Source organism: Tenacibaculum xiamenense, from assembly GCF_964513065.1.
In the GTDB taxonomy this organism is placed as follows: domain Bacteria; phylum Bacteroidota; class Bacteroidia; order Flavobacteriales; family Flavobacteriaceae; genus Polaribacter; species Polaribacter xiamenense.
In genome coordinates this window covers 55,208-73,669 of record NZ_CAZEQU010000015.1, presented here as the reverse complement: position 1 = coordinate 73,669, position 18,462 = coordinate 55,208, and the positions used below count along the sequence as shown (strand labels likewise).

Here is an 18,462-nt window from a genome sequence, read left to right as displayed (position 1 = left end):
TCTTACTGTTTGCTAATCAAATAATTAGGTTGATTTGTAAAACTTATCAACAAAGTGGGGTAAAGTGGTAAAATGTGGTATTTTTTTTATACTTTTGGTGCAAACTATCAATTTATTAAGTGATAAGCCTAATCGGGACATATGAGTGTAAGATGGATGCGAAGGGTAGAATGATGATGCCTGTTGCGTTTAAGAAGCAGTTGTCTTCTGTTTTGCAGGATGGGTTTGTTGTGAAAAGATCGGTCTTTCAATCTTGCTTGGAAGTATATCCGATGCAAGAATGGAATTTGATGATGGCGAAAATAAATAAATTGAATCGGTTTGTTAAGAAGAATAATGATTTTATTCGACGATTTACAGCAGGGGTAAAGGTAGTGGAGATAGATGCTGCGGGAAGGTTTTTGATACCTAAAGATTTATGTCAATTTGCTGGGTTAGCAAAAGAGCTTGTTTTGTCATCAGCTGTAAATGTGATTGAGATTTGGGATAAAGAAAAGTACGAAAAGATAATAGATGATTCTGTTGTTGATTTTGCTGATTTAGCAGAAGAGGTGATGGGTAATATTGATTTGGATGAGTTATCATGATTCAGTGTTGTTGAAAGAGAGTATTGATGCTCTTAATATTAAGCCAGAAGGGGTTTATGTTGATGTAACCTTTGGTGGAGGAGGTCATTCTCGTGAAATTTTGAGTCGTTTAGGAGAGGAAGGGAAGTTGTTTGCTTTTGACCAAGATCCTGATGCACATGAAAATACTATTGATGATAAACGGTTTGTTTTGATTGGAGAGAATTTCAGATATATCACGAGGTTTTTGCGTTTTTATGGAGTGAAAAAAGTTGATGGTGTGTTGGCTGATTTAGGGGTTTCTTCTCATCAGTTCGATGCTGCTGAAAGAGGCTTTTCTACTCGTTTTGATGCTGATCTGGATATGAGGATGGATCAGAAATCGGAGCTTTCTGCAAAAAGAATCATTAATAAATATGACGAGAAAGACTTGGCGGATGTTTTGTTCTTGTATGGAGAGCTTCGAAATGCAAGAGTTTTAGCTAAAACAATTGTTGAGGCAAGGTTGAATGGAGAAATTAAAACAAGCTTTCAGTTAAAAGAGGTGCTGCAAAGGTTTTTGCCAAAAGCTAAAGAACATAAAATACTAGCTCAGATTTTTCAAGCGATCAGAATTGAAGTGAATCAGGAGTTAGAGGTACTGAAAGAATTTTTAAATCAGATTCCAGATTTACTTAATGAAGACGGTCGTTTAAGTGTGATATCGTACCACTCTCTTGAAGATCGATTGGTGAAGAGGTTTATTAGAACGGGAATGTTTAGTGGCGAACCTGAAAAGGATATGTTTGGGAATACAGATGAGCCTCTTAAAAAAATTGGAAAGTTAATTATTCCAACGAAAGAAGAGATTAAGGAGAATAATAGGGCAAGAAGTGCAAAGCTAAGAATAGCTACATTAAAATAAACGATGTCAAAAGTTAAAAGAAATATTTATGATGTTTTAAGAGGAGGTTTTCTAACTGATGATAGTTCCTTGAAAAACTGGAAGATGTTGTTTTTTGTCGTGGCGCTACTGTTGGTTATGATTTCTATAGCCCATAGTGCTGATGCAAAAGTGGTGAAGGTGGCTGAGTTGAATAAAGAGAAAAGAAGGTTGAGGGCCGAGTATGTTGATACAAGTACCATATTAATGCGGATGAAACTTGAAAGTAGTATAAGGGCCAAAGTAAAAGGTAAGGGGTTGAAACCTGCCCAAAAACCACCGAAAAAAATTAAAGTAACAATTAAACAAGAATAGAAAAATGGTAATAAAAAAAGGCATATTAAATAAACTCTATATAGTAGTGGTTTTAATGGCGCTTTTTTTTGTGGTTATTATTTTTAGAATTTTTGAACTTCAATATATAGACGGTGATAAATATCGAAAATTATCACTGGCTAAAACCCATAAAAACGATACTATTTTTGCTAACAGAGGTAACGTGTATGCAGCGGATGGAAATTTATTGGCAACTTCAATGTCAAAATTTACCATCAGAATGGATGTGATGTCTGTTAAGTCTACTGTTTTTGAAAGAAATATTAGAGCGTTGTCTGAATCCTTATCAGATTTATTGGGTAAAAGTGCAGATTACTATCAAAGGAAATTAAGGGATGCTAGAAAACGCAAGAACCGATATTTGTTGATAGCTAGAAATATAGGGTATAATGATTATGCCAAGATGAAACAGTTTCCCATATTTAAACTCGGGGTGTATCGAGGTGGTTTTATTGCAGAACAACAAACTGTCAGGGTACACCCAATTGGGAAAATAGCAGAAAGAACTATTGGTTATGATGACTACCGTGGTGGAGCCGGAATTGAAGGTGCTTTTGCTGAGTATATGCAAGGTGAAAATGGCTGGAGACTAAAGCAAAAAATAGCAAAAGGTCAATGGAAGCCAATAAATGACGTAAATGAAAAGGAGCCAATTGATGGTCATGATGTGATCACTACAATTGATGTAAATGTTCAAGATATAGCACATCATGCTTTGTTAAAACAAATGCATCATTTTGAAGCTGAACATGGCTGTGCTGTTGTGATGGAAGTGAAGACAGGAAAGATAAAAGCAATTGCAAATTTGGGAAGAACTTCTAAAGGAACGTATTACGAAAAAAGGAATTATGCGGTTTGGGAAAGTCATGAACCTGGGTCAACATTTAAACTGGCTAGTTTAATGGCGGCTCTTGAAGATAAGGTGGCTGACACGTCTACTGTTGTTGATTGTGAAAAAGGAAAGATTTATATAAATGATAGAAAGGTTGAAGATAGCAAGATAGGTGGGTATGGAAAAATTTCATTAGGAAGAGTTTTTGAAGTGTCTTCAAATGTTGGAATTGTAAAAACAATTCAAAAGCATTACGATAAAAAGCCGAAAAAATTTGTTGATAGAATTAAGTCATTTGGTTTAGATCAGCAAACAGGGGTTAAGATTAAAGGAGAAGGTAAGCCTTTGATAAGGAATCCACAAGATAAAAAGAGTTGGAGTCCAATAGCTCTTGAATGGATGGCTTGGGGATATGGTATTTCGTTAACACCATTACAAACCTTGGCTTTTTATAACGCGGTAGCTAATAACGGAAAGTTAGTGAAGCCTTACTTTGTTAAGGAGTTGAGGGTTGGCAATAAAGTTGATAAAAGATTTGGAACAGAGGTAGTAAAAGAGAAGATAGCGTCTCAAACAACCTTAAATAAAGTTCGAAAGGTGATGGAGAATACAGTTAAAAAGGGAACTGCAAAGAATATTTACTCTTCAAATTTTTCCATGGCCGGTAAAACAGGTACTGCAAAAAAATATATTCCCAGACATAAAAACTCTCAAGGGAAAATGGTTGGGGGTTATTATTCAAATTCAAAGTATGTAGCGTCCTTTGCGGGGTTCTTCCCTGCTGATAAGCCAAAGTACTCATGTATTGTGGTAATTCATGAGCCCAAAAAAGAAAAAGGGTATTATGGGGCTCAAGTAGCAGCACCTGTTTTTAAAGAAATAGCTCAGAAAATATATACAACTACTCCAGTAGATAATCAGTCGGTAACGGATACGATATCCTATGCTAAGATTGATAAGGATTATGATGAGTATTATTTAAAGTTAAAAAAGTATAAAACAATCATGCCTAGAGTTGTTGGTATGAGTGGAATGGATGCTGTGTCTCTATTAGAGAATATGGGATTAAAAGTGAAATTTACAGGAATGGGTAAAGTGGTAGAGCAATCTGTTCAAAATGGAATTAAAGTCTCAAAAGGGGCTACTATATATTTAAGGTTATCGTAAGTGAAAAAATTAAAAGACATATTATATAAGGTATCGGTGAATTCAGTTTATGGAAGCACTGATGTTTTAGTAAATGAGGTTTGTTTCGATAGCCGAAAGGTGAAAGAGGGGAGTCTTTTCTTGGCTCAAAAGGGAGTTCAAGTTGATGGGCATCGATTTATTGGAAAGGCGTTGGGATTAGGTGCTGCAGTAATTGTATGTGAAGTGCTTCCCGAGGAAATAAAAGAAGGAGTAACTTATGTTGAAGTAAGTGATTCGAGTACTGCACTAGCTGTGATTTCTGCGAATTTTTATGATAACCCATCCAAAAAAATAAAGTTGGTTGGAGTTACTGGAACGAATGGTAAAACAACGATAACGACTCTTTTGTATCAATTATTCAAAAAAACAGGAGCTAAGGTAGGTTTGTTGTCTACGGTAAAAGTTGTAGTTGATGATAAAGAATACGAAGCGACCCATACAACACCAGATTCAGTAATGATAAATAAGTATCTGGCTGAAATGGTGGAAGAAGGAGTGGAGTTCTGTTTTATGGAAGTGAGTTCTCATGGAATTCATCAGAGAAGAACCGAGGCTTTACATTTTGAAGGAGGTGTTTTTACCAATTTATCACATGACCATTTAGATTACCATGAAACTTTTGCAGAATATAGAGATGTCAAGAAGTCGTTTTTCGATAACCTACCAAAAACATCTTTCGCTTTAACCAATCTTGATGATAAAAATGGTCAAATAATGCTGCAAAACACAAAAGCCAAGAAGCAGAGTTATGCACTTAAAACCATTGGAGATTTCAAAGGGAAGGTTTTGGAGAAAAGTTTCTCTGGAAGTTTGTTAGCATTAAATGGTGTTGAGGTTTGGTCAAAATTGATTGGGGAGTTTAATGCATATAATTTGTTGGCTATTTATGGAGTTGCAACGCTGTTAGGGCTTGAGAAAATGGAGTCACTAAGGTTGTTGAGTGAACTTGAAAGTGTTAGTGGGAGGTTTCAATATACAGTTTCAAGTGATAACGTTACTGCAGTGGTAGATTATGCTCATACACCAGATGCCTTAAAGAATGTTTTACAAACTATAAATGATATTCGAACAGGAAACGAAAATGTTATCACGGTAGTAGGTTGTGGAGGAGATAGAGATACTACCAAAAGACCTAAGATGGCGAAAATAGCATCTCAATTAAGTTCACAGGTTGTTTTTACATCAGATAATCCTAGAACTGAAGATCCTCAAAGTATTATTGATGATATGGAAAAAGGTGTGGCGCCTGAGAATTATAAAAAAACATTATCAATTTTAGATAGAAGACAAGCTATAAAAACAGCTTGTAAATTATCTGAATCAGGAGATATTATTCTTATCGCAGGAAAAGGGCATGAGAATTATCAAGAAATAAACGGAGAACGATTGCATTTTGATGATTTAGAAGAAGTCATGAATTGTTTTAACCAGCTAAAAACATAAAATAATGCTGTATTATATTTTTGAATATTTAGAAAGTGAATTTAACCTGACAGGAGCAAGTGTGTTTCAGTTTATAACCTTCAGGTCTGCGTCAGCATTTATTTTGTCGTTACTTATAACTATGATCTTTGGAAAGAAGATTATCAACTTTCTTCGAAAGCAACAGGTAGGTGAAAGTATAAGAGATTTAGGTTTAGAAGGGCAAGTTCAAAAAGCTGGAACCCCTACTATGGGAGGAATTATCATAATTCTAGGAACTTTAGTTCCAGTATTACTTCTCGCTCAATTGGAAAATATCTATATCATCATATTGTTAATTACCACATTGTGGATGGGGGTAATTGGTTTTACTGATGACTATATAAAGGTGTTTAAAAAAGATAAGCAAGGGTTAAAAGGGAAGTTTAAGGTGTTAGGACAGGTTGGTTTAGGGTTAATTGTTGGATCAATGCTGTATTTTCACCCAGATGTAACTATCAAGGAGCATCTACCCGTAGAGCAACAAATAGTTCAAGAAAACGGTAAAAAGGTTGTGTTCGGAGAGGCACATAAATCTACCAAAACGACAGTCCCTTTCCTAAAACATAATGAGCTTGACTACGCAAAAGTTCTTAGTTTTTTAGGAGATGGATATGAAAAATATGGGTGGATAGTTTTCATTTTTGCCACAGTGTTTTTGGTTACCGCAATATCTAACGGGGCTAATTTAACAGATGGTATCGATGGGCTCGCTGCAGGTTCTTCTGCAATCATGGTTGTTGCCTTAGCAATTTTTGCATGGATTTCTGGAAATATCATTTTTGCTGATTATCTCGATGTGATGTACATCCCTAAATCTGGAGAAATGACTGTATTCATCTTTGCTTTCGCCGGGGCTTTAATAGGTTTTTTATGGTATAATACATATCCTGCACAGGTTTTTATGGGAGATACAGGTAGTTTGACTATTGGAGGAATCATTGCGGTTATTGCAATTGCTATAAGAAAGGAGCTCCTGTTACCCGTTTTAGCAGGGATTTTTGTCGTAGAAAATTTATCTGTGGTATTACAGGTGTCTTATTTTAAATACACTAAAAAGAAGTTTGGTGAAGGTAGGCGAATATTTAAAATGTCTCCGTTGCATCATCACTACCAGAAATTGGGGTATCATGAAAGTAAAATAGTAACGCGTTTTTGGATTGTTGGAATTCTATTGGCTGTATTGACAGTGGTTACTTTAAAACTAAGGTAAATGAAAAAGAAGCTAGTTGTACTTGGAGGAGGAGAAAGTGGTGTGGGAACGGCTATTTTAGGGAAAGAAAAAGGGTATGATGTTTTCGTTTCTGATAAAGGAGCGATAACCGAAAACTATAAAAAAGTTCTTAAACAATATGAGGTAAGCTTTGAGGAAAGACAGCATACTGAGGAGATTATATTTCAAGCAGATGTTGTAATGAAAAGCCCAGGGATTCCTGATAAAGTGGAGCTGATTCAACAATTGGTTAAAAAAGGTATTCCTGTAATTTCCGAAATAGAGTTTGCAGGGAAATATACTGATGCTACTATTGTTGGTATAACTGGATCAAATGGTAAAACAACTACCACCATGATAACGCATCATCTTCTTGAAAAGGCAGAATTTAATGTTGGGGTTGCGGGAAATATAGGTGATAGTTTTGCTAAGCAGGTAGCTGAAAAGGAATATGATGTATATGTATTAGAGTTGAGCAGTTTTCAGTTAGATGGAATTGAGAGGTTTAATTCTCATATAGCGATTCTAACCAATATAACACCTGATCATTTAGATCGATATGATTATAATTTCGATAATTACATCGAATCAAAATTCAGAATAACAAAGAATCAAACTGAAAGTGATTATTTAATCTACGATAGCGATGACGAAGTAATCACTGGATGGTTAAAAAGAAACACAACAAAAGCAACATTGGTGCCTTTTTCATTAGAAAAGGAACTCGAATATGGAGCTTTTATAAGAGAAAATAATATTATAATAAAATTTAATTCGGAAGAAGTATTAATGAACGTTTCAAATTTAAAATTACAAGGAAAACACAATACTAAGAATGCAATGGCTTCAGCAATGGCAGCGCGATTATTAAAGGCAAGGAAATCAACGATCGCTGAAAGTTTGTCTGATTTTGAGGGTGTTGAGCACCGATTGGAAAATGTGCTTAAAATAAATGGTGTACAATACGTAAATGACAGCAAAGCAACTAATGTAAATGCGGCTTATTATGCGTTAGAGTGTATGGATACTCCAACGGTATGGATTGTAGGAGGTGTTGATAAGGGAAATGACTATGCCGATTTGTTGCCTTTAGTTAGGGAAAAAGTGAAAGCAATTGTTTGTTTAGGATTAGATAATACAAAGATTATTGAGACGTTTCAAAATGTAGTAGATATTTTGGTAGAAACCGCAGGAGCGGAAGAAGCGGTAAAGGTGGCTCATAAAGTTGCTGATAAAGGAGATACTGTGTTACTATCGCCAGCATGTGCAAGTTTTGATCTATTTACTAGTTACGAAGATCGAGGAGATAAGTTTAAAGAAGCTGTTAGAGGTTTATAAAAATTAAGGAATGAAATCCCTATTTCAACATATAAAAGGAGATCGAGCAATATGGGCTATTGTAGCTGTATTGGCAGTGTTTTCGTTTATGCCAGTATACAGTGCTAGTACTAATTTGGTATATGTTGTTGGTAATGGGTCTACTTTAGGTCATTTAGTAAAACATATTGTTTTATTAATTTCTGGTTTTGCAATAATTTATGGTGTTCATAAGGTGCCGTATAGGTATTTTAGTGGAGGTTCCGTTTTAATGTTACCTATAGTTGTACTATTGTTGATTTTTACAATGTCTCAAGGTACCCTTATTGGTGGAGCTAATGCAAGTAGATGGATTCGTATTCCTTTTGTAGGGATTGGTTTTCAAACTTCTACTCTAGCTGGATTAGTGTTGATGGTGTACGTAGCCAGATATTTGGCCAAAAACAAAGAGAAACCGATTCAGTTTAAAGAGAGTTTATTGCAAATGTGGTTGCCTGTTGGTTTGGTGTTAATTTTGGTTTTACCTGCTAACTTTTCTACAACGGCAATCTTTTTTACCATGATATTGTTGTTGGCTTATATAGGAGGCTACCCATTGAGGTATATTGGGTATATACTAGGAATTGGATTGTTTTCTTTACTGTTTTTTATTCTGGTAGCAAAGGCTTTTCCAGATGCTATGCCAAACCGTATCCATACCTGGCAAAGCCGATTGGAGAATTTTTCGAATCCAAATGGAGCCGAAAATTACCAGGTGGAAAAAGCAAAAATTGCTATAGCAACAGGAGGTGCTATAGGGAAAGGACCAGGGAAGAGTATACAAAAGAATTTTTTACCGCAATCATCTTCTGATTTTATCTATGCTATAATTGTTGAAGAGTATGGGTTGGTAGGAGCCTTGTTGGTAGTGTTTATTTATTTCCTATTACTCTTTCGGATATTAATAACAGCAAAAAAAGCGAACACAATTTTTGCAACATTGTTAGTTATAGGTGTTGGAATACCTATTGTTTTTCAGGCCCTAATTAATATGGCCGTAGCTGTAAATATTTTACCAGTAACAGGTCAAACATTACCTCTTATTAGTAGTGGAGGTACTTCAATCTGGATGACATGTTTTGGGTTAGGAATGATACTAAGTGTCAGTGCCTCTAAAAACGAAACAGAAGAAACAATTTTGGATGATAATCCTTTAGATATTTTGCATGAAACAATATAAAGACTAAGAAGAGAACTAACCAGAGTTTAATATGAAAGAATCGATTAATGTTATCATAAGCGGTGGGGGTACAGGAGGTCATATTTATCCTGCTGTAGCTATAGCAAATGAAATAAAGCTTCGTTATCCTGAAGCAAACATTTTATTTGTTGGAGCTAAAGATAAAATGGAGATGGAGAAAGTGCCTCAGGCTGGATACGATATTAAAGGGTTGTGGATTTCTGGTATTCAAAGAAAATTAACATTAAAAAATTTAGCATTCCCATTTAAGCTTATGAGTAGCTTGTGGAATGCGAATAGAATAATAAATAAATTTAAGCCTGATGTTGCTGTAGGGACTGGTGGCTTTGCTAGTGGACCAACCTTAATGATGGCTAATAAAAAAGGTGTTCCAACGCTTATTCAAGAACAAAACTCTTATCCTGGAATTACCAACAAATTATTAGGGAAGAAGGCCAAAAAAGTATGTGTAGCGTACGATAACTTAGAGCGTTTCTTTCCTACTGGAAATATTATAAAAACTGGAAACCCGGTAAGACAGGACCTGCTTTTTATTCATACCAAAACTGAAGAAGGAAAGGAGTTTTTTGGGTTGGATAGAAAGAAAAAAACATTATTGGTGTTAGGAGGAAGTCTAGGTGCACGGAAGGTAAATCAATTGATAGAATCTCAACTTGACTTTGTCAAAAGTCAAAATGTTCAACTTATTTGGCAATGTGGAAAGTTGTATTATGAAGAGTATAAAAAACATAATGAACTTGAAAATGTTCAGGTTTATCAGTTTCTAGATAGAATGGATTTGGCTTATGCTGCAGCAGATTTTATAGTGTCAAGGGCAGGAGCAAGTTCTGTTTCGGAATTATGCATTGTTGGTAAACCTACTATTTTTATACCTTCTCCTAACGTAGCAGAAGATCATCAAACGAAAAACGCCAAGGCAATAGCTGATAAGCATGGGGCTATATTGATAAAAGAGAATGAGCTTGAAACATTTCCAATAGTTTTGGAAACGTTATTAAAAGATGTTGGTAAACAGGAGAGTTTAAGTGATAATATAAAAACACTGGCGTTACCAAACGCAACCAATGATATTGTAAATGAAATTGAAAAAATTATTAAGAAATAGATAGGAGAGAGTAGATGGATTTGAATAAAATACATAATATATATTTTATTGGAATAGGAGGGATTGGAATGAGTGCTATTGCTCGTTACTTTTCAGCTAATGGGAAAAAAGTTGCTGGTTATGATAAGGTAAAAACACCAATAACTAATTCGTTGGAAGAATTGGGAATTCGTGTACATTTTGAAGATGGAGTCAAACACATTGATTTGGCTTTTTTAAATAAGGAAAAGACGATTGTTGTTTATACTCCGGCAGTTCCATCGGATCATCAGGAGTTGACTTATTTTAAAAATAATGCTTACACCGTTTTAAAAAGATCTGAAATTCTTGGTGAAATCACTAAGAATACTTTTTGTTTAGGGGTTGCAGGGACACATGGAAAAACAACAACTTCTGCCATTTTGGGACATATAATGGAGCCATTGAAGGCAACATCATTTTTGGGAGGAATTTCAGAAAATTATAATTCTAATTTAATTCTTGGTGATGATAAGGTGTCTGTTGTAGAAGCTGATGAATTTGATCGTTCTTTTTTAAGGCTTTCACCAAACATAGCGTGTATAACGTCTATGGATCCTGATCATCTCGATATTTATGATAAGCCAGATGCTTTGCAAGAATCTTTTAAAGAATTTGCAGGAAAAGTAACGGATACTTTAATTGTTGCTGAAGGTTTGCCTCTTGAGGGATTAACATATGGTTTTGGAGATTCTGCAGCTTATCAAGCCTTAAATATTGAAATTAAAAATGGAGGGTATTTCTTTCATGTTAAAACTCCAACTCGCTTAATAAAAGAGATAGAGTTTTATTTACCAGGGCGCCATAATTTGATGAATGCCTTAGCCGCGTTTGCAATAGCAGATGTTTATGGTGTTTCATCGGATGTAATAAAAAAACAATTAGCCAGTTTTAAAGGTGTTAAAAGAAGGTTTTCATACAAAGTAAAATCAGAGAAAATTGTTTTAATAGATGATTATGCTCATCATCCAACAGAAATAAAGGCAGTTGAAGCTTCTGTTAGAGAAATGTACCCAGGTAAAAAGGTGTTGGCTGTATTTCAGCCTCACTTATTTAGTAGAACTAGAGATTTCATTGAAGACTTTGCTAATTCGTTATCAAAATTTGATGAAGTTTTATTACTGGATATATACCCAGCACGAGAATTGCCTATAAAAGGAGTTACGTCAGGATGGTTAATGGAGAAGATGACGCTTCAAAATAGGAAGCTTATATCAAAAGTGAATTTATCTGAAGAAGTTCTTAAGTCAGAAGCAGATGTTGTTGTGATGATAGGGGCAGGAGATATCGGTTTAATGGTCGATGATGTGAAGTTTAGATTGGAAGAAAAATTTAGTTTATTAAAGTGAAAAAAATAACAGCTTACATAGCATTTGTGGCGCTAATTGCTTTTTTGTTCTTTCTATATGGATTTTCTTCTAATAGAAACGGTGCGAAAAAGGTGAAAAATACAGTGGTTGAGTTCGAGGAAGGAGATAATAACTTCTTGACCCACAATATGGTTGATAAAATGTTAATACAAAATCAAAAATTTGTTGAAAACCAACCGAAAAGTGTAGTAGATTTACACTTTCTAGAAACTAATGTTTCAGCAAACCCTTATGTGGAAAAAGCAACCGTTTTTTTAACAATAAATGGGGTGTTGAAAACGCTTATAAAGCAACGTAAGCCCGTGGCTCGCATTGTTAATAATGACTCGATATTTTATGTTGATAATTTTGGAATGAAAATTCCTTTATCAACTAATTTTTCGGCTAGAGTACCGTTAGTTTCGGGGGTTGGAAATGCTGAAGAAATCAAAGAACTCATACAGTTACTACAAGCCATTTCAAGTGATGATTTTTTTAAAAAAGAAGTTATTGCCATTGAAAGAGATGCTCAGAATGAATATTTTTTTACAGTTCGTACTGGGGATTACAAAATAGCGTTTGGAAAGTTAGAGTCAGTCCCCCTGAAATTTAAAAAGTTAAAGGCATTCTATAATAAAGCACTTATAGATGGAACTATAAAGAAGTATAAAGTAATTAATGTAAAGTATCACAACCAAGTTGTATGCACAAAACATAATCAAGATGGAAAACAATAAAATAGCAGTTGGGTTAGATATTGGAACAACCAAGATTGTTGCCATGATTGGTCGCAAAAACGAATATGGAAAACTTGAAGTTTTAGGTATTGGTAAAGCGAAAAGTTTAGGTGTTAAACGAGGCGTGGTAAATAATATTACTCAAACGATTCAATCAATTCAACAAGCTGTTGATGAGGCTCAAAGTGTATCGGGATATCAAATTGAAAATGTAGTAGTTGGTATTGCTGGTCAGCATATTCGTAGTTTACATCATAGTGATTATATAACTCGTGAGAAGTCTGATGAAGTTATTGATAATACTGATATTGATAATCTTGTTGAGCAAGTGCATAAATTGGTAATGCTTCCCGGAGAGGAAATTATCCATGTGTTGCCACAGGAATATAAGGTAGATAGCCAACCAGATATTAAAGAACCTATTGGGATGTATGGTGGGCGACTTGAAGCTAATTTTCATGTAGTTGTAGGGCAGGTATCTTCTATCAGAAATATTGGACGTTGTGTTAAAAGTGCCGGACTTAGTCTTTCTGATATAACATTAGAGCCATTGGCTTCTGCATCGGCAGTGTTAAGTCAAGAAGAAAAAGAAGCTGGTGTTGCGCTTATAGATATAGGTGGCGGTACTACTGATTTGGCCATTTTTAAGGATGGAATTATAAGGCATACTGCTGTAATCCCATTTGGAGGAAACGTAATTACTGAAGATATAAAGGAAGGTTGCTCTATTATTGAGAAGCAAGCAGAGTTGCTTAAAATAAAGTTTGGTTCAGCTTGGCCAGGTGAAAATAAAGAAACAGAAATAGTTTCTATTCCAGGGTTAAGAGGTAGAGAACCTAAAGAAATTACATTAAAGAATTTATCTAAGATAATTCATGCACGTGTTCAAGAAATTATTGAACATGTGTATTTAGAAATAAAAAATTATGGACATGAAACGCAAAAAGGCAAACTAATTGCAGGAATTGTTTTAACAGGAGGAGGTTCTCAATTAAAACACCTTCGCCAGTTAGTTGAATATATTACAGGAATGGACGTTCGTATAGGATATCCAAATGAACATTTAGCAGGTGATTCAGATGATGTATTGTCAAGTCCAGCATATGCAACCGCTGTTGGTTTGTTAATGGAAGGACTTGAAAGAGAAGAAGAGGTAGTGGAAGAAATTACGCCAGAAGTGGAAGAGCCCGTTTTTGAGAGAAAAGAAGAGGAAACTGTAGTAGAAGAAGAGCCTATTAAAAAGGAAGAAATACAAAAAGGAAAATCTAAATCATTCTTTGAGAAGTTTACCGAAAGGTTCAAAGAGTTTTTAGATAACGCAGAATAAAAAGTAAAGTGAAAGCTCTGAATTTGTCCCCTATAAGAGTTGAATTAAATCATAACCATTAAAAGAAAAGTTATTATGAGCGCAGAATTTGATAACATTTCATTCGATATGCCTAAAACGCAATCTAACGCCATCAAAGTTATCGGTGTTGGCGGGGGTGGTAGCAATGCCGTAAATCACATGTATAATAAGCAAATTCACGGAGTAGATTTCGTAATTTGTAACACCGATGCACAAGCCCTAGAAAATAGCCCAATACCAAACAAAATCCAATTAGGAGCACACTTAACCTCTGGTTTAGGAGCGGGTGCGAATCCTGAAGTTGGAGCACAAGCAGCTGCAGAAAGTATTCAAGAAATTCAGCAAATGCTAAACACTCATACCAAAATGGTGTTTATTACTGCTGGAATGGGAGGTGGAACTGGTACAGGTGCAGCACCAATTATAGCCAAAATTGCAAAGGATATGGATATTTTGACGGTGGGAATCGTTACAATGCCATTTCAGTTTGAAGGAAGAATGCGCTCAAAACAGGCTCAGTTAGGTATTGACGAGCTCAGAAAACATGTTGATTCGCTCATCGTTATTAACAACAATAAGTTACGTGAGGTTTATGGTAATCTTGGTTTTAAAGCCGGATTCTCAAAAGCAGATGAAGTTTTAGCGACGGCAGCTAAAGGTATTGCAGAGGTAATTACACATCACTACAAACAAAATATTGATTTACATGATGCTAGAACTGTGTTATCTAATAGTGGAACAGCAATCATGGGGTCAGCAAAAGAAGCTGGTGCAAATAGAGCCAAAAATGCTATTATAAAAGCACTTGATTCTCCGTTATTAAATGATAACAAAATTACAGGAGCTAAAAATGTATTATTGCTAATTGTTTCTGGAGCGAATGAAGTAACGTTAGATGAGATTGGAGAAATAAATGATTATATTCAGGAAGAAGCTGGTTATGATGCCAATATAATCATGGGTATTGGTGAAGATGAGTCTCTAGAAGATGGAATTTCGTTAACAGTTGTTGCAACGGGATTTACGGCTGATCAACAAGGAGATATATCTAACACAGAAATAAAGAAGATTGTTCATACCTTAGAGGACGAACAAAAGGCTACATATAGTTTTGAAGAGAAAAAGGTAGAAAAGGCACCAACAATTGATGAACCTTTGACTCAAAAACCAGATGATAAAATAGTACATGTTTTAGGGGAAGATAAAATAGAGGAAAAGCCAAAGTTTAATCTTATTCCTACCACTGAAGCTATAAAGAATATTGACGTTGTTTATGAAGAAATCTCAATAGAATCAGTTTCTGAAGATGATTTTATTATAACTAATGTTTCAGAAACAAAAAAGGAAGTAAAAGAACCTAAGCAAGAGTATATTCAACAAGATCTATTATTTGATTTACCATTAAATTCATATGAAGAAATTAAGCCAACAAGTAGTATTGTTGAAACAACAGAGAAGATTAAAAATATAGAAGTAGAAGCAGAGGTTGTTGCTCCAAAGAAAGAAGTTCATAAGCGATATGTATTAGATGATTTTAGCGCAGAACCTACTATTGGGAAAAGTTCTACACCAACAATTACTAAGGAGGAAGACGAGTCTTTAAACTTCGAAGTAAAAACAAAATCAAAAGAAGATGAAGTATCTGAGGCTTCAAATGATGAGGCATCTCCGTTAAGTTTAACCATTTCTGAATTGCAGAAAAGAGCTCAAGAAAGACGCGAGAAAATGAAAGGGTTTAATTATAAGTTTGCGGATCAAGTAAGCAAAAATATTGACGAAATTGAGCGTCAACCAGCTTATAAAAGATTAGGAGTCGATATTGATGCTAATCAAGATATAAGTAAGACAGATAAGGCATTAAATAACGATAAAGATGATTTATTACGATCTAATAATTCGTTCTTGCACGATAATGTAGACTAATTAGTACCTTTAGTTCGTATAAAAAACTTTTATTATGAGTATACAAAAAGAGATAACTCAAAAAATGAAAGAAGCTATGAAATCGAAAGATACTGTAGCTTTAACGGCATTAAGAGCTTTAAAATCGGCTTTTATGTTGGCAAATACAGAGGCTCGTGATAGTGAGCTAACTGATCAGGATGAACTTAAAATTGTTCAAAAACAGGTAAAGCAACGTAAGGATAGTGCAGCTGTTTTCAGTGAGCAAGGAAGAGCTGATTTAGCTGAGCCTGAATTGGCGGAAGCCGCTGTGTTAGAACAGTTTTTACCTGAAGCTTTGAGTGAAGAAGAAATAGAAAAAATAGTTGTTGATGTTATTGCTAATGTTGGAGCTGAAGGAATGAAAGATATGGGGAAAGTAATGGGGATAGCTTCAAAGCAATTAGCTGGTAAAGCAGATGGAAAAACAATTTCTAGTATTGTAAAGAGTAAGCTTTCAAACTAATTAACGTGAAAGTTTTAAGAAAAATAAAGACCTTGTAGTTCAATTGGATAGAACATCAGATTTCGGCTCTGACGATGAGGGTTCGAGTCCTTCCTGGGTCGCTTTTTAAATTTACAACCTCTTATTTTATAAGGGGTTTTTTTATTTTCTGTTTATTAACAAGCTAAGTATTTACTAAAAAAGAAAAACACCCAATACTGCATTATAGGTGTTTTTTAATTAGAGGAAATTAACTTATTCTAGAGAGAAAACTCTCTTCAACACAACTGCAATAATAACTACAGTTTGTTGGGGTGTTATTCTGAAAGAATCAAGGGAAACTTTCACTTAAAACTAACTATATAATTCTTGAGACAAGCGCTTTTTAGGTACTTGTTAAAAGGAATTACAAGTAGCTTAGTAAATGTAAAATAATTAGAAAACTGCTTATGTAACATAAGTTACATAACTTTGGTTTTTACGATTTCTTTAACAACTATAGAGGTTAAATTTCTAATACTTGAATGAGGTTTCTTTGCAACTTAATTTTGCCTTGTTTTTCTAGTGATTTAAGAAGTCGAGAAACAACAACTCTTGAAGTGTGTAAGTCGTTAGCTATTTCTTGATGGGTTACGCTAATAGAATCATTGTGATTAACCAGAGCCTTGTCTCTTAAGTATTTAAATAAACGTTGATCCATATTTAGGAAAGCAATGGTATCAACAGCTTCGATGAACTCCTGAAGACGATTATGATAACTTTGTAGTATAAATTCTTGCCAAGATTTATATTTACTGAGCCAATCACTCATCTTCTCTTTAGGAACCATAAGTAATTTTACATCAGTCTCGGTAACAGCTCTAATTTTACTTTTAGTTTGACCAACACAACATGAAAGTGTTACAGCGCAAGTATCTCCTTTCTCTAAATAATATAAAACTAATTCATCACCATTTTCATCTTCCCTTAAAATTTTAATAGCACCTTCTAAAAGTAGTGGAATTGAAACAATATAGCTATTTGTATCAATAATAGTTGTACTGGATTCAAACTCTTTATAAACACCTATTGAGTGTATTTCGTTTAGTAAATCTTCTTCAAATAAATAGCCATAATTAAATTTTAATTCTTCTATCAAGGTAAACGATTTTAATAAATGAAATAATTTGCTGTATAATTAGTAAAGATACCTAATATAATAGGAAAATAAAACAATTCTTTTAATGATAAATGTCAGTATTTCACGTCGATTATTTATTGAAATTTGATATAGAAATTAAAGTAAAAATCATTTAATACCATGAAAAAAAGAACGCCTGTATCAGTTATAATGAGTAAGAACGTAATTACCTTAAATAAAACCGATGATTTAACCACAGCGGAAAGGTTGTTTAAGGAAAATAATATAAGACATATACCAGTGGTTAGTGGTAACACAATCGTAGGAATGTTGAGTTATACCGATTTATTGAGAATTAGTTTTGCAGATGCTATTGACGAAGATGAAAGTGATGTGGATACTGTAGTTTATAATATGTTTACTATAGAGCAAGTAATGGCTAAAAATTTAGTAACTGTGAGTCCTACAAATACCATAAAGGAAGTAGCAGAAATATTATCTAAAAAAGAATTTCATGCCTTACCGGTAATTGAAGGGGGTAATCTTGTAGGGATCGTAACAACAACAGATTTGATATATTTTCTTTTAGAACAGTTCAACTAGTTCAATAAAAAAAGCAGTAAGATCAATCTTACTGCTTTTTTTTACTTTATATAATATGTAATTAATTGACTATTGTTTTTAAATTTTCAATAGTTGCAATTGGGTCTTCACTTTTAAATACAAAACTCCCAGCTACTAAAACATCAGCACCAGCCTCAATTAATTGATTGGCATTTTTATCAGTAACTCCACCATCGATTTCAATTAATGTTGAAGCGTTACTAAATTCGATTAAGTGTTTTAATTGATTTACTTTTTTATAAGTGTTTTCAATGAATGATTGCCCTCCGAAACCTGGGTTAACACTCATAATACAAACCAAATCTAAGTCGGCGATAATATCTTCTAAAACCGCAATTGGAGTGTGAGGGTTTAAAGCGACACCAGCCTTCATTCCTGCAGCTTTTATTGCTTGCACTGTTCTGTGCAAGTGTGTACAAGCCTCATAGTGTACAGTTAAGATGTCGGCTCCTAAATCGGCAAATGTGTTGATGTATCTGTCAGGATCAACGATCATTAAGTGAACATCGATCGTTTTTTTCGCATGAGTAGAAATAGATTTTAAAACTGGCATTCCGAATGATATGTTTGGTACGAAAACGCCATCCATAATATCTATGTGAAACCAATCAGCTTTACTTTCGTTCACCATTTCTACATCTCTTTGCAGATTTCCGAAATCAGCTGCTAAAACTGAAGGAGCAATAAGTTTTTCCATTTA

At 34.4% G+C, this 18,462-nt stretch carries 17 protein-coding genes and 1 tRNA gene; 16 read left to right on the top strand and 2 right to left on the bottom strand.

Annotation, left to right across the window (positions count from 1 at the left end):
* Positions 1–119: 119 nt before the first annotated feature.
* The 15 genes from mraZ (at position 120) to ACKTTV_RS06665 (ending at position 16,140) form a co-directional block, all read left to right on the top strand.
* Positions 120–587, top strand: coding sequence for a division/cell wall cluster transcriptional repressor MraZ (mraZ, locus tag ACKTTV_RS06735; protein ID WP_408030057.1), 468 nt, complete (start codon positions 120–122; stop codon positions 585–587).
* Entirely contained in the window at positions 574–1,470 is an 897-nt protein-coding gene (gene rsmH, locus ACKTTV_RS06730) for a 16S rRNA (cytosine(1402)-N(4))-methyltransferase RsmH (RefSeq protein WP_408030056.1), read from the top strand. Before mraZ ends, rsmH begins: the two co-directional genes overlap by 14 nt.
* Before the next feature lie 3 nt (positions 1,471–1,473).
* Positions 1,474–1,803, top strand: a complete 330-nt coding sequence (locus ACKTTV_RS06725; RefSeq protein WP_408030055.1) for an FtsL-like putative cell division protein — start codon at positions 1,474–1,476, stop codon at positions 1,801–1,803.
* Between the two features lie 4 nt (positions 1,804–1,807).
* Positions 1,808–3,823 (top strand): penicillin-binding protein, encoded by a 2,016-nt coding sequence (locus ACKTTV_RS06720; RefSeq protein ID WP_408030054.1) that lies wholly within the window; start codon positions 1,808–1,810, stop codon positions 3,821–3,823.
* Positions 3,824–5,287: a UDP-N-acetylmuramoyl-L-alanyl-D-glutamate--2,6-diaminopimelate ligase gene (locus ACKTTV_RS06715; protein ID WP_408030053.1), complete on the top strand. Its 1,464-nt coding sequence runs from the start codon at positions 3,824–3,826 to the stop codon at positions 5,285–5,287.
* 4 nt (positions 5,288–5,291) lie between these two features.
* Positions 5,292–6,518: a phospho-N-acetylmuramoyl-pentapeptide-transferase gene (mraY, locus tag ACKTTV_RS06710; protein WP_408030052.1), complete on the top strand. Its 1,227-nt coding sequence runs from the start codon at positions 5,292–5,294 to the stop codon at positions 6,516–6,518.
* On the top strand, positions 6,519–7,856 hold the full coding sequence (murD, locus tag ACKTTV_RS06705; protein ID WP_408030051.1) for a UDP-N-acetylmuramoyl-L-alanine--D-glutamate ligase: 1,338 nt from the start codon (positions 6,519–6,521) through the stop codon (positions 7,854–7,856). It begins immediately after the preceding gene.
* A 10-nt stretch (positions 7,857–7,866) separates the two neighbouring features.
* Positions 7,867–9,054, top strand: a complete 1,188-nt coding sequence (locus ACKTTV_RS06700) for an FtsW/RodA/SpoVE family cell cycle protein (protein ID WP_408030050.1) — start codon at positions 7,867–7,869, stop codon at positions 9,052–9,054.
* Between the two features lie 31 nt (positions 9,055–9,085).
* Positions 9,086–10,180, top strand: coding sequence for an undecaprenyldiphospho-muramoylpentapeptide beta-N-acetylglucosaminyltransferase (murG, locus tag ACKTTV_RS06695; RefSeq protein WP_408030049.1), 1,095 nt, complete (start codon positions 9,086–9,088; stop codon positions 10,178–10,180).
* A 14-nt stretch (positions 10,181–10,194) separates the two neighbouring features.
* The gene (murC, locus tag ACKTTV_RS06690; RefSeq protein WP_408030048.1) at positions 10,195–11,547 is read left to right on the top strand and encodes a UDP-N-acetylmuramate--L-alanine ligase; all 1,353 of its coding nucleotides are present in this window, start codon (positions 10,195–10,197) and stop codon (positions 11,545–11,547) included.
* The gene (locus ACKTTV_RS06685) at positions 11,544–12,284 is read left to right on the top strand and encodes a cell division protein FtsQ/DivIB (protein WP_408030047.1); all 741 of its coding nucleotides are present in this window, start codon (positions 11,544–11,546) and stop codon (positions 12,282–12,284) included. The genes murC and ACKTTV_RS06685 overlap by 4 nt, the downstream gene beginning before the upstream one ends.
* Positions 12,271–13,611: a cell division protein FtsA gene (gene ftsA / locus ACKTTV_RS06680; RefSeq protein WP_408030046.1), complete on the top strand. Its 1,341-nt coding sequence runs from the start codon at positions 12,271–12,273 to the stop codon at positions 13,609–13,611. Before ACKTTV_RS06685 ends, ftsA begins: the two co-directional genes overlap by 14 nt.
* A gap of 75 nt (positions 13,612–13,686) precedes the next feature.
* Positions 13,687–15,555 (top strand): cell division protein FtsZ, encoded by a 1,869-nt coding sequence (ftsZ, locus tag ACKTTV_RS06675; RefSeq protein WP_408030045.1) that lies wholly within the window; start codon positions 13,687–13,689, stop codon positions 15,553–15,555.
* 34 nt (positions 15,556–15,589) lie between these two features.
* On the top strand, positions 15,590–16,039 hold the full coding sequence (locus ACKTTV_RS06670) for a GatB/YqeY domain-containing protein (RefSeq protein WP_408030044.1): 450 nt from the start codon (positions 15,590–15,592) through the stop codon (positions 16,037–16,039).
* A 28-nt stretch (positions 16,040–16,067) separates the two neighbouring features.
* Positions 16,068–16,140: transfer RNA gene (locus ACKTTV_RS06665), tRNA-Arg, on the top strand.
* A gap of 383 nt (positions 16,141–16,523) precedes the next feature.
* Here the strand turns inward: ACKTTV_RS06665 and ACKTTV_RS06660 are convergent.
* Positions 16,524–17,156: a Crp/Fnr family transcriptional regulator gene (locus ACKTTV_RS06660; protein WP_408030043.1), complete on the bottom strand. Its 633-nt coding sequence runs from the start codon at positions 17,154–17,156 to the stop codon at positions 16,524–16,526.
* A 162-nt stretch (positions 17,157–17,318) separates the two neighbouring features.
* Between ACKTTV_RS06660 and ACKTTV_RS06655 the strand changes: the two genes are divergently transcribed.
* The gene (locus ACKTTV_RS06655; RefSeq protein WP_408030042.1) at positions 17,319–17,741 is read left to right on the top strand and encodes a CBS domain-containing protein; all 423 of its coding nucleotides are present in this window, start codon (positions 17,319–17,321) and stop codon (positions 17,739–17,741) included.
* A 61-nt stretch (positions 17,742–17,802) separates the two neighbouring features.
* Here ACKTTV_RS06655 and rpe read toward each other — a convergent pair whose 3' ends face one another.
* Positions 17,803–18,459: a ribulose-phosphate 3-epimerase gene (gene rpe / locus ACKTTV_RS06650; RefSeq protein WP_408030041.1), complete on the bottom strand. Its 657-nt coding sequence runs from the start codon at positions 18,457–18,459 to the stop codon at positions 17,803–17,805.
* Positions 18,460–18,462 lie beyond the last annotated feature (3 nt).

Bases quoted from the DNA above. Each gene is read 5' to 3' on its own strand.
- rsmH (WP_408030056.1), top strand. From the start codon at position 574: ATGAGTTATCATGATTCAGTGTTGTTGAAAGAGAGTATTGATGCTCTT.
- ACKTTV_RS06725 (WP_408030055.1), top strand. From the start codon at position 1,474: ATGTCAAAAGTTAAAAGAAATATTTATGATGTTTTAAGAGGAGGTTTT.
- ACKTTV_RS06720 (WP_408030054.1), top strand. From the start codon at position 1,808: ATGGTAATAAAAAAAGGCATATTAAATAAACTCTATATAGTAGTGGTT.
- mraY (WP_408030052.1), top strand. From the start codon at position 5,292: ATGCTGTATTATATTTTTGAATATTTAGAAAGTGAATTTAACCTGACA.
- murD (WP_408030051.1), top strand. From the start codon at position 6,519: ATGAAAAAGAAGCTAGTTGTACTTGGAGGAGGAGAAAGTGGTGTGGGA.
- ACKTTV_RS06700 (WP_408030050.1), top strand. From the start codon at position 7,867: ATGAAATCCCTATTTCAACATATAAAAGGAGATCGAGCAATATGGGCT.
- murG (WP_408030049.1), top strand. From the start codon at position 9,086: ATGAAAGAATCGATTAATGTTATCATAAGCGGTGGGGGTACAGGAGGT.
- murC (WP_408030048.1), top strand. From the start codon at position 10,195: ATGGATTTGAATAAAATACATAATATATATTTTATTGGAATAGGAGGG.
- ftsA (WP_408030046.1), top strand. From the start codon at position 12,271: ATGGAAAACAATAAAATAGCAGTTGGGTTAGATATTGGAACAACCAAG.
- ftsZ (WP_408030045.1), top strand. From the start codon at position 13,687: ATGAGCGCAGAATTTGATAACATTTCATTCGATATGCCTAAAACGCAA.
- ACKTTV_RS06670 (WP_408030044.1), top strand. From the start codon at position 15,590: ATGAGTATACAAAAAGAGATAACTCAAAAAATGAAAGAAGCTATGAAA.
- ACKTTV_RS06655 (WP_408030042.1), top strand. From the start codon at position 17,319: ATGAAAAAAAGAACGCCTGTATCAGTTATAATGAGTAAGAACGTAATT.
- rpe (WP_408030041.1), bottom strand. From the start codon at position 18,459: ATGGAAAAACTTATTGCTCCTTCAGTTTTAGCAGCTGATTTCGGAAAT.